The sequence below is a fragment of the Streptomyces sp. NPDC052682 genome, assembly GCF_040678435.1.
Taxonomy (GTDB): Bacteria; Actinomycetota; Actinomycetes; order Streptomycetales; family Streptomycetaceae; genus Streptomyces.
On the sequence record NZ_JBFATS010000035.1, the window covers coordinates 19,583 to 29,571 of the forward strand.

The following is a 9,989-nucleotide window of genomic DNA, read 5'->3' on the forward strand; positions in this document are numbered from 1 at the left end:
TTCGGGAGGAGGCGGGGCCCGGCGGCGACTGTGGAAGGGAGGCGCCGGGCCCCGCCGCTTTCGGGGGGCGGTAGATCGGTCAGGCGGCGGTGGTGAAGCCGTCCGCGCAGGGGGTGCAGACCCCGAGCGAGGTCGAGAGGCAGTACGGCTTGACCTCGCCGCACTCGGGGCAGGTCCTCCGGGCCCGCATCGCCGCCGCGAGGGAAGCGATCTGGCCCGGGGTCCGGGGCTTGGGCGGGGTGGCCTTGGCGATCTCGTAGAGCCGGGCGAACCGGGGCTCAGGCGACAGGCGGCTGAACCACATCACCTGAGCGACCGCGCCGCCCCGGGGCCGCAGCCCCATCGCCACGAGCTGGTCGCGGGTCGCCAGGCCGTCCGGAGCCAGACCCCAGGGGTACGTCGGCACGTCGTGCCGCTCCCCCTTCGGGTCCCACAGGTCGGCGATCCGGCGGGCCATGGATCAGGCCCCCGCCACGGCGGCCGACTCGTCGGCACCGGCGCCGTCGATGAGGCGCAGCTTGCGCTCGGCGATGACCCGGTCCCGCAGCCGCCGGGCGTCGTCCCGGCGGATGCCGAGCTTCTTCGCCAGGCCCGCAGCGGAGATCGGGTTGCCCTCCGCCACGAGCTCGGCGGCGGCCTTCAGCGCGTCCGGCAGAAGCGCCTCCAGCTCCTCGTCCGACCGGCCCCGGCGAGCGTTCCCGTTGGCGCTGTCGCCAGCGTTCCGGGAAGCCTTCTCGGAAGCCTTCTCGCGGGCTTTTTCGCTTGCACCCTCAGATGCGTACAACCCAATTCCCGCAAGGGCTGTAGCGCCCTCAGAGGGCCGCTGGAGAGCCGGAAGCGGAAGGGTCGGACCGAGGGTCGGGATGCCCTCCGAGAGGCGTCCCGGGAGCGGGTTGTAGAGGCTCGCGAGCATCCCCGCGCGGACCAGCTCCGGGCGGACGTGCTCACCCAGTTCGAAGGCTGCGCCGAGCTGTACCCGGGCGTCGGTGGCCGCCGCGTAGATCTCGGCAGACAGGCCCGGCTCGGCACCCTTGCGGATGCGCCACGCGGTGGCGAACGCCTCCTCCTCGCTGACCGCCTCGAAGGGGAGAGCGGACAGGAGACGGTCGGCCTCCTCGGCGATGTCCTTGTGGTGCTTCCGGCGGTCCTTCAGGTGCTTGCGGCGGGCCTTCTCCCGTCGCCGCTCTTCGCGGGTCTTGCCGTGCGACCCGTGGGTCTTCATGTCCCACAGGTAGATCGCGATGAGGGACGACGCGGCGAAGACGACCGCGACCCAGGTGTGCTCGGGCAGGGTCTCGGCCCAGTGCCAGTAGTTCACCGCGGCCGCGAGGACGGCGGTGCACCAGGTGGCGACCCGGTACTTGCCCGCCGGCCGTCCGGCGTCCTCGGCCTGCTTGCCCATGAAGGTGAGGGCCCAGGCGGTGCCCTCCAGCATCGCCGAGAGCAGCGCGGCCAGGAGGACGAACACCCCGGCGTCGGCGAGCGCGCCAACCTGGGAGATGACGGCCGGGACGATCGAGCAGACCATCACGAAGCCCACGAACACCGTGACCGGGTTCTGGTTGAGCCAGCGGGTCAGCTTGCCGACCTTGGCCCGGCGGGCGGCCTTCTTCCGGTCCTTCTCCTGCTGCCGGGCCCTCTTGTCCGCCAGCTCCTGGCGGCGCTTGGCCTCGGCGTCCTTCCGGGCCTGCTCCGCCTTGGCCTCAGCGTCCTTGCGCTTCTGCTCGGCGGCGATCTCCTTGGCCTTGAGCTGGGCTTCCAGCTTCAGGCGCATGTCCTCGCGGTCCTGGGCACGCTCGGCGACCTTGTCGGCGCGGCGCTCCTCGCGGTAGCTGCTCATCGGGTACCTCCAGCCGCCGGGTTCGCGATCCCGGACAGGACGTTCGCCAGCTCGGTGCGGAGTCGGGGAGAGACGGGGCGGATGCGGAGGCGCCGGGCGAAGGTGTCGCCGCCGGCGGCCATCGCGCGGGCCACCATCTCGGTGATGACGCTGACCAGGGCGGCCATCCCGGCGACGATGCCGAGGGCCATCTCCAGCACGGTCAGCAGGAACAGGGCGGTGTGGGCGAGGAGCCTCATGCCGCGACCCCCGTCCGGGTCGTGACGCGGCGGGCGGAGCGGCGGCGCAGCGGCGTCGGCATCCGGCGCAGCAGCTCGGCGTAGTACGCGGCGTCCTCCTGGTCGGTGTCGTTCTCGACCCGGAAGTCGGCGAGGAAGGAGTCCAGCGCGTCCCGGCTGGCGAGTCCGCCGGCGGTGAACTCCTCGGCGAGGTCGAGCGGCTCGGTCTCGGGACCGAAACCGGCGGCGACCTCCAGGAACTCGGAGTCCGTAACGATGCGCTGACCTGCGACGATGATGTTCATGTGGGGTCGTGCTCCCTTCTGGAACGGCCCTTACGGCGGCTCCTCCGGTGGTCCTGGCAGATCGGCCGGAGGAGCCGTTTTTCGCGTGCGGGCAGCACTAGGTAGCGCATTGCTTGCCCATTCGCATTGACTGGACAATGCCCGCTGCGATGACCATGGCACTGTCCGAAGCCGGGGTCAAGTCCATCGTCTGAAGAGTTCGCATTGACTGGACAATGGCCGATCATGCGAGTACACATGAGTCGCATGAGGACGAATACGCCGATCTACCAGCGGGTCGCGGACGACCTCCGCGCGGAGATCGCTGATGGCACGCGGCCCCCCGGAAGTCAGCTTCCGACCGAGGCTGAGCTGCAGGAGAAGTACGGGGCGACGCGCTACACGGTGCGCCAGGGCCTGGCCGCCCTCGTCAACGAGGGACTCATCGTTTCCCGCCGACCCCTCGGGTACTTCGTCCGCGAGATACACCCGATGGTCTACCGACCGCAGCAGGAGTTCAGGCGCAAGCAGCCTGACCTCGACATCTTCACCCAGCTCTTGGCCGATGAGGGCAACGGGCGCCAGCCTTCCCAGGACATCGAGGTCTCGATCGTCCAGCCCAACAACACGACTCGGGACAGGCTGAAGCTCAGCGAGGGCGAGCTGCTCGCCGCGCGCCGCCGGACCCGGTACATCGACGGCGAGCCCTACAACATCAACGACTCTTACGTCCGGCTCAGCTTCGTCCAGGACAGCGAGTTCATGAGCCCGGTCGACGTCGCGCGTGGAACCAACCAAGTCCTCGCTGACTTGGGCAAGCCTCTGGTTCGGGCACTTGATGAGATCTACGTCCGGATGCCCAAGCCGGAAGAGGTCGCCCGGCTCAAGCTGGGTCCCGGCACGCCCGTCGCCGAACACATCGTGACGACCTACACCTTCGACGACGAGCCGGTGCAGGTGACCGTCAACATCGTCCCGGGCGACCGGCACGTCATCGTCTTCGAGCGGACCCGCGAGTGGCCTCCCTCTGAGCAGGGAGAGACTTCGTGATCCTCGTTCGTGCCGAACTCGCCGATCTGCCGCGCCTCCTGAAGTTCCGCACTGACGCAGCGGCCTGGCTCACTCAACTGGGCATCGACCAGTGGTCCAAGCCCTTTCCGGCCGATCACATCGCCGAGAGCATCCGTCGCGGCGAAGTCTTCATGATCAAGGAAGCCCCACACTGGGACGCCGCAGCAACGGTGACCCTCGACCGGGATGCAGACCCTCGACTATGGACCCCCGAGGAGCGCTCCGAGGACGCCTTGTACGTCCACAAGCTCAGTGTCGACCGGCGCTACGCCGGTGCTGACCTTGGCGGACGCATCCTCGACTGGTGCGGCGACCGCGCGGCCCGGGTCGGCGCACAGTGGCTTCGCCTTGATGCCTGGACGACCAACCCCCGGCTCCACTCCTACTACCGCGCCAAGGGCTTCACGCACGTACGGACGTCCGATGACCCGAGCGTCGTGTCCGGCTGGGCAGCACAGCGGCCGGCGGCCTTCTCCTCAACTCATGGGCTGGACGACTCAGACCTTGAGGGGGTGACGGCAGGCTGAGCGCCGTTCCCCGTATCCGCGGACCGTCCGCACGCAGTTCTCCATCCCAAACCGGCACTCATGCCCCAACGATCCCGACACGACGATGGTCAACCGGTGATCTACAGGCAGGATTGACCCCCAGAAACACCGAAGGCGCCCCTGCCAGGGCGCCTCGGCACTGCAAGGCCGGGACCGTCATCCCGGCGAAGTTCGAGCGGTACGAGAAAGGACGCTCGCTCATGAGGGTACGAGAAGGATCGGCCCCGGTGCCACAATCCCGGGAAAGCAGAGCTGCTGCAACCCGGGCACTCCGGGCAACACTGCTGGCCAGCGCGCACCGGTACGCCGAGCGCGGAATGTACGTCCACCCCCTCCTGGTCGGCTCGAAAGAGCCCCGATGGACGAACTGGGAGGAGCGCGCCACCCGCGACCCGGAGGTCATCGAGCGGACGTGGGGCCGGGCCCCGTTCAACATCGGCATCGCGTGCGGGCCCTCCGGCCTGGTCGCGCTCGACCTGGACGTGCCGCACGAGGGGGAGGTGTCCGGTTCCCCGGAGATCGTGGACGGCATGACGATGCTGTACTCGCTCGCAGCCCGGACGCCGGGCGCGCGGATCACCCCGACGCTGACGGTGCGGACGCCGAGCGGCGGCCGACACCTGGTCTACCGGGCCCCGGCCGGGGTCGGGGTGCGGAACACTGCGCGGACCCTCGGGTTCTGCCTCGACACCCGCGCGGCGGGCGGTTACATCGTCGGCATCGGCTCGGTGGTCGACGGAGCGGCGTACGTCCTCGAGGACGGGAGCCCAACCGAACCGGCGGTCCTGCCGGAGTGGCTGCTGACTCTGGTCACGGCTGCACCCCAGCCACCCAAAGCCGGGGGAGCGCCGCGACGGGCCGATGTGGTCGCCCGGCTGCAGGAGCTGACCCGGCAGGGCACGCGCGAGCAGCGGTGGGCGTCGGGCATTCTGCGCTCGGAGTGTGACGAGCTGGCGGCGATGAAGGAGGGCGGCCGGAACGACCGGCTGAATCTCGCGGCGTACCGCGCGGGCCAGCTGGTGGCGGCCGGGCTCGTGGACCAGGCGGTCGCCGAGGAGCAGCTGACCGAGGCCGCGCAGGAGTGCGGGCTCGGGGTCGACACCCCACGCGAGATTGAGAAGACGATCCGGTCCGGCATGACCGCCGGCCTTGCCCGGCCGCGCCGGATGGGGACCGTTCCGGTCCGCCGGATGGGCGGTGCCGCCTGATGCGAACCGCAGCCCAGGACACTAAGGCTCAGCGCCACGTACACCACGCCTCGACAGTGATCACGGCCCCGCAGGCGCACCACCGCCCCGGGGCCCGGCACCCGAGGAGTGGCCTCGCATGCGAGACCTTCGTACGCCGTCGTACCTGCTTGCGTCTCCCGCTGGTGAGCGGGGGTGCGGCATGACGGACCACCAGGAGCAGCCGGATCTGGAGCAGTTCGCAGCGTTCCAGAAGGAGAAGGCCAAGCTGGAGAAGCTGCGGGCGGAGATGGAGTCGGCGTCCGCCGAGGACCTCGCGGCCTTCCGGGCCTGGAAGGAGTCGACGTCGGCGACGCCCCCGGCCCAGCGCGGGAAGGGGAAGGGCGGCGCGGCCGGCGGCGGCGAGAAGATGTCCGTCGCGGACCAGATCATCGCGATGGCGGACAGCCGGTACGAGTTCGGTTCGTCGGATGCGGGCGACCTGTACGCGGTGCCGAAGGACGGTCCGCGGATCGCGCGTCTGCTGCGCGGTGGGCGGATCTCGCTGCGGGCGGAGTTGGCGCGCACCTACTACGGGCTGCAGGGCAAGGCGGCGTCGTCGTCGGCGCTGGCGGACGCGATGCTCGCCATCGAGGGCCGGGCGCAGGCGGAGGACCCGGTGCCGCTGCACCTGCGGGTCGCCCCGCTCGGCAAGCGCCCGGAGGACGGCCTGGTCCTCGACCTCGGCCGGGCGGACGGCAAGGTCGTCACGATCACCCGGTCCGGGTGGTCAGTGGGACCGGCCGCCGAGGGCCAGCCGCTGTTCCGGCGCTCGCAGCTCACCCAGCCGCTGCCCGAGCCGGTCAAGGGCGGGTCGCTGAAGGAGCTGCGCAAGCTGCTGAACGTGACGGATGAGTCGTGGCCGCTGATGGTGTCGTGGCTGGTCTCGGGGCTGGTCCCGGGCATCCCGCACCCGCTGCTGTTCCTCTCGGGTGAGCAGGGCACGGCGAAGTCGACGGCGACGAAGATGCTCGTGCAGCTCATCGACCCGAGCGCCGCGCCGGCGCGGTCGACGCCGAAGGACCCCGACGACTGGGCGACCGCGGCCGTGGGTTCCTGGGTGGTCGGCCTCGACAACCTGTCCCGCATCCCGGAGTGGCTGTCGGACGCGATGTGCCGGGCCGCGACCGGTGACGCCAACGTCAAGCGGACGCTGTACAGCGACAGCGACGTCACGGTCCAGGAGTTCCGCCGGGTCCTGATCGTCAACGGCATCGACGTCGGCACGCTGCGCGGTGACCTCGCGGACCGCATGATCCCCGTGCACCTGGACCGGATCACCAAGCGGCGCACCGAGACGGCGCTGTGGGAGGCGTACCACGAGGCCCACCCGCGCATCCTCGGCGCGCTGCTCGACCTCCTGGTCGCCACGCTCAACAAGCTCCCGGCGATCCGGGAGAAGGCCGACCGCGGGGAGATCCCGCTGCCCCGGATGGCCGACTACGGACTGATCATGGCGGCGCTGGATGAGGTGTACGGCGTGCCGGAGAAGTCGATCCTGCGCGACTACCTCCAGCAGCGCACCGAGCTGGCGGAGGAAGTGGTGGAGTCCAACCAGGTCGCCACCCAGCTCCTGGTCCTCATGAAGCGGATGCCGGTCCGGCCGGAGGACGGCGCCCGGGTCTGGGACGGCACCACCGCCGAGCTGCTGGACGAACTGACCAGCCAGATCGGCATGACCAACGACAAGTGGCCCAGAACGCCGGGCGCCTTGTCCGGCCGGATCAACCGTGTCGCCTCCGACCTCGACAAGCTCGGGGTCGATATCGCCCGCTCGAAGTCGAACGGGAAGCGCTCCCTGTTCATCACCTACATCCCGAAGTCCAGCCCGGCCGCGCCGCCGAAGCAGCCGGAGCCGGTCCAGGAGACCATCACCGCGTAGCGCCCCGCGCCACCCGCCGACCCGCCCGTGCCCAGCACCGGCGGGCCTTCGGCGTACCGGCACGGGAAGGCGGCTTATCTAGCTAGATTCCATGCGAAAGCGCAGGTCATCAGCCACAGAAAGGCAACCCCTGCGGCGGGTGCGCCGAGGATGGCGGGGCGGAGGTACCTCAGCCGACGACGGCAGGACCACGCTGATCTCCTCGGCGGGCGGGCGCGACGGCCCGGCGGCCGGGTACGGCGCGGTCAGCGGCTGGCGGCGTACCGGGCCCAGGCGTCGGCGAGGGTCTCCAGCGCGGACTCGGAGGCGCCGGCGCTTTCGAGGTGGTCGGCGTACGTCTCCAGCTCGTCGGGTCCGTCCGGCCAGTCGGGGTCTGCAGCCGCGTCCCGGGCGAGGTCTCCGATTGCGCTGCTGACCTGCGTGAACTGTGCCAGCCAGGCCCCGAATCCGCTCACGTCCCGCCCTTCCTGGGTGTCTGCTCCGACCGGCGGAGCCTACCGCCGACCACCGACAGCCCCGTTCCTCACGCTGCGTGAGTGGCGACAGGGACGCACTTGCCGTCCGGGAGGGACGCACCCAGGGACGCACCTGTGAAAAGTGCGTCCCTGGGGGCGCCAAGTGCGTCCCTAGGGACGCTGTGCGTCCCTGGTGCGACCCTGGTGCGTCCCTGCCTCTGACCTGCTGTGTGTCCGCTATGCGGCTTTTGGAGGGACGCAGGGACGCATTTGACCCCCTCATCTCTGTTGGAATGACGAGAAGAAGTAGAGAGAAGAGAGATGTAGGGGAAAAGTGCGTCCCTGCGTCCCTCGCATACCGGGCAAATCGTCTCGCTGATCTACAGACCGTGATCACCGCCGGGCCGCAGACGGCGACGATCCGCACCGCCGAGCCCGGCGCCCCGCTTTTGGGTGGCTCTGATCAGCCCCCTGCGGCTTCAAGCCGCGCGAGGACGGAAGGCAGGCACCACCTTGCGTGGGCCGGGCCGCAGCGCTCATCGGTCCGCATGGGCGGGGTGGGGCGCGTGACGTGCGGTAGGCGGGCGGGCCGCGCCCGGCGACGGCCGGGAGGCCGGCCGCGGCCGGTTCGGCCGTCGCCGGTGAACGCGCGGGCCGCAGAGAGCCGCACCCGGGGGTGCCGGGCGCGGACGCGCCCGTCCGCTTTACCTCTCCCCTCCAGGTCGCGCCGCCGAGGTGCGCCCCTATCGGCGGGTGCGTCCCTGACGACCAGGTCGCAGACAGCAGACCGCCCGCATTCTCACCTGCGGGAAAGCAGGCGGAAACGCGGGCGGAAAGCCGAGCCGGACTCAGGCGGCGAGTGGGACCAGGTCGTGATAGCAGCCGAGGCAGACCGGCAGAGGCCGGGAGGTCTCGGCGGGTGTCTGCACCCGGATGAGCAGACCCGGGTCGGCGGGGTGCGTGCAGGCCGGGCGCATCTGCGACTGGTGGAAGATGGCGCAGGCACATCGGCACCCGCCGGGCCGGTCCTGCTCCCACTCGAACATCGCGGGCAGCACGATGGTCAGGACGGGAGGCAGCGACTCGATGTCGAACGTGGTCATGCGACATCCCCCTGCGACTCCGGGCCCGGGTCCTCGACCTTCAGCCGCCGGAAGTGAGCCTCCAGGGCCTGCTCCACGAGCGTCTGCGGGTTGAGCCCGGTCTGCTCGACCGCGGCCGTGAGCTTCCGGTCGGTGGAGGTCAGGATGCGCACGGTCAGGGGGACTCGCTCCGGACCGCGCGGCCGGCCACGACGGCGAGGCGGGCGCCGGGAGGCTCCCGACGACGTCGGGGTGGGCGAGGCCGGAGCCGCAGTCTTCTGCTCCTGGCCCTCGTTCCCGCCTGCAGGATCACCAGCATTCCCGCTTGCCGAATCGCCAGCGGAAGAACCAGAGCCACCCCAGCTCTCCGGGTTGTCCCAGTCAGGCTCTTGGGCCCCACTGAGGTCGGCGGGGTCCTTCTCCTGGGCCTTGCGGATCTCCTCGTCAGATTGGGCGGCCTTCTGCATGAACGACGGCATCAGCGCTTCTCCTTGAGGGTCGGGAGGGTGTGGTGCAGTACCTCGCGGTAGGAGGACACGAGCAGCTTGGCCTCGCGGCCGGGAGCTGCCGTGATGGGGATGGACCCGGTCCGGCAGACCTCGCGTACGGCGTAGTTGTGGATCCTGGTCGGCAGGATGAGGTCGCCGAAGCGCTCCTGCAGGCGGCCTTCCCAAAGGCGGTGGACCTCCCGGAACTCGCGCTTGCTGGGCACGATGTTCCGCACGATTCCCACGACCTGCAGGGACTCGTTCAGCCCGCCGGGCGAGGTGTAGTGCTCGATGGAGGTCAGCGCCTCCCGAGCGCCGAGGTACCCGTCCTTCTTGAGCGTCGCCGGGATCACGACTTTGCGGGCCGCGATGAGCGCGGACCCCACGACCTTCCCGCCCGGCCGGGGAGGTGCGTCGATGAAGATGACATCGACCAGGTCCCGCAGACCCCACAGAGCCCGCTTCAGCCGGAACTCCATGCCAGTGGTCGGGTCGCTCTCCCGGTTGCCGAACTTCCGGACGGCCGGCAGGACCCAGACGTTCGACGGCCAGTGCTTCCCCGCGCGCACGAGTGTCTCGCGCGCGATCTCGGCAGGGTCGCGGGGACGCTCGTCGGGGTCGACGTAGTAGATGTCGTTCACCGACAACTTGGGCTCCACGACGCCCAGCTCGTCGGTGAGCGTCGCGCGCGGGTCCAGGTCGACTCCAGCGACCCTCAGCCCATGTTCGGCAGCCACGGCGATCAACCCCGCAGTGACCGACGTCTTCCCGACGCCGCCCTTCTCGCTGACCTCAGCGACGATTTCCGGGTCTTCGGCCACAGGGTCCTCCTCTCCTCATGTAAGCCGAAGATTGCCGACCCCGTTTGCCTAAGCGCAAGCTGACCCGCACGCTT

12 protein-coding genes are annotated in these 9,989 nt (G+C 70.2%); 4 read left to right on the forward strand and 8 right to left on the reverse strand.

All coding sequences use genetic code 11. The features are described from left to right. Positions 1-79: 79 nt before the first annotated feature. From AB0K80_RS33110 to AB0K80_RS33125, 4 genes are read right to left on the reverse strand one after another with little or no spacing between them, the layout of a single operon-like run. Positions 80-457, reverse strand: coding sequence for an RRQRL motif-containing zinc-binding protein (locus AB0K80_RS33110; protein WP_365676122.1), 378 nt, complete (start codon positions 455-457; stop codon positions 80-82). 3 nt (positions 458-460) lie between these two features. Next, a complete protein-coding gene (locus tag AB0K80_RS33115; protein WP_365676124.1) occupies positions 461-1,840 on the reverse strand; it encodes a DUF2637 domain-containing protein in 1,380 nt (459 codons plus the stop codon). After that, positions 1,837-2,079: a hypothetical protein gene (locus AB0K80_RS33120; RefSeq protein WP_365676126.1), complete on the reverse strand. Its 243-nt coding sequence runs from the start codon at positions 2,077-2,079 to the stop codon at positions 1,837-1,839. Before AB0K80_RS33120 ends, AB0K80_RS33115 begins: the two co-directional genes overlap by 4 nt. After that, on the reverse strand, positions 2,076-2,363 hold the full coding sequence (locus tag AB0K80_RS33125) for a hypothetical protein (RefSeq protein ID WP_365676128.1): 288 nt from the start codon (positions 2,361-2,363) through the stop codon (positions 2,076-2,078). Before AB0K80_RS33125 ends, AB0K80_RS33120 begins: the two co-directional genes overlap by 4 nt. A gap of 246 nt (positions 2,364-2,609) precedes the next feature. On the opposite strand from AB0K80_RS33125, the gene AB0K80_RS33130 reads away from it, so the two are divergent. The 4 genes from AB0K80_RS33130 to AB0K80_RS33145 all read left to right on the forward strand — a co-directional run bounded on the left by AB0K80_RS33130 (position 2,610) and on the right by AB0K80_RS33145 (position 7,069). Next, a complete protein-coding gene (locus AB0K80_RS33130; RefSeq protein ID WP_365676130.1) occupies positions 2,610-3,392 on the forward strand; it encodes a GntR family transcriptional regulator in 783 nt (260 codons plus the stop codon). Continuing rightward, positions 3,389-3,940: a GNAT family N-acetyltransferase gene (locus AB0K80_RS33135; RefSeq protein WP_365676132.1), complete on the forward strand. Its 552-nt coding sequence runs from the start codon at positions 3,389-3,391 to the stop codon at positions 3,938-3,940. The genes AB0K80_RS33130 and AB0K80_RS33135 overlap by 4 nt, the downstream gene beginning before the upstream one ends. A 221-nt stretch (positions 3,941-4,161) precedes the next feature. Beyond that, positions 4,162-5,169, forward strand: coding sequence for a bifunctional DNA primase/polymerase (locus AB0K80_RS33140; protein ID WP_365676134.1), 1,008 nt, complete (start codon positions 4,162-4,164; stop codon positions 5,167-5,169). Positions 5,170-5,350: 181 nt separating this feature from the next. Then, complete coding sequence (locus tag AB0K80_RS33145) at positions 5,351-7,069, forward strand: ATP-binding protein (RefSeq protein ID WP_365676136.1); 1,719 nt, start codon at positions 5,351-5,353, stop codon at positions 7,067-7,069. 245 nt (positions 7,070-7,314) lie between these two features. Here the strand turns inward: AB0K80_RS33145 and AB0K80_RS33150 are convergent, their stop codons facing one another. The 4 genes from AB0K80_RS33150 to AB0K80_RS33165 form a co-directional block, all read right to left on the reverse strand. Then, the gene (locus AB0K80_RS33150; RefSeq protein ID WP_365676138.1) at positions 7,315-7,524 is read right to left on the reverse strand and encodes a YozE family protein; all 210 of its coding nucleotides are present in this window, start codon (positions 7,522-7,524) and stop codon (positions 7,315-7,317) included. 848 nt (positions 7,525-8,372) lie between these two features. Continuing rightward, entirely contained in the window at positions 8,373-8,627 is a 255-nt protein-coding gene (locus AB0K80_RS33155) for a DUF6372 family protein (protein WP_365676140.1), read from the reverse strand. Next, entirely contained in the window at positions 8,624-8,779 is a 156-nt protein-coding gene (locus tag AB0K80_RS33160; RefSeq protein WP_365676142.1) for a hypothetical protein, read from the reverse strand. Before AB0K80_RS33160 ends, AB0K80_RS33155 begins: the two co-directional genes overlap by 4 nt. A 305-nt stretch (positions 8,780-9,084) precedes the next feature. Then, the gene (locus tag AB0K80_RS33165) at positions 9,085-9,915 is read right to left on the reverse strand and encodes a ParA family protein (RefSeq protein WP_365676144.1); all 831 of its coding nucleotides are present in this window, start codon (positions 9,913-9,915) and stop codon (positions 9,085-9,087) included. Between the last annotated feature and the right edge of the window lie 74 nt (positions 9,916-9,989).

Coding starts and splice junctions, on each gene's coding strand:
- AB0K80_RS33110 (WP_365676122.1), bottom strand. CDS start 457: ATGGCCCGCCGGATCGCCGACCTGTGGGACCCGAAGGGGGAGCGGCAC.
- AB0K80_RS33115 (WP_365676124.1), bottom strand. CDS start 1,840: ATGAGCAGCTACCGCGAGGAGCGCCGCGCCGACAAGGTCGCCGAGCGT.
- AB0K80_RS33120 (WP_365676126.1), bottom strand. CDS start 2,079: ATGAGGCTCCTCGCCCACACCGCCCTGTTCCTGCTGACCGTGCTGGAG.
- AB0K80_RS33125 (WP_365676128.1), bottom strand. CDS start 2,363: ATGAACATCATCGTCGCAGGTCAGCGCATCGTTACGGACTCCGAGTTC.
- AB0K80_RS33130 (WP_365676130.1), top strand. CDS start 2,610: ATGAGGACGAATACGCCGATCTACCAGCGGGTCGCGGACGACCTCCGC.
- AB0K80_RS33140 (WP_365676134.1), top strand. CDS start 4,162: ATGAGGGTACGAGAAGGATCGGCCCCGGTGCCACAATCCCGGGAAAGC.
- AB0K80_RS33145 (WP_365676136.1), top strand. CDS start 5,351: ATGACGGACCACCAGGAGCAGCCGGATCTGGAGCAGTTCGCAGCGTTC.
- AB0K80_RS33155 (WP_365676140.1), bottom strand. CDS start 8,627: ATGACCACGTTCGACATCGAGTCGCTGCCTCCCGTCCTGACCATCGTG.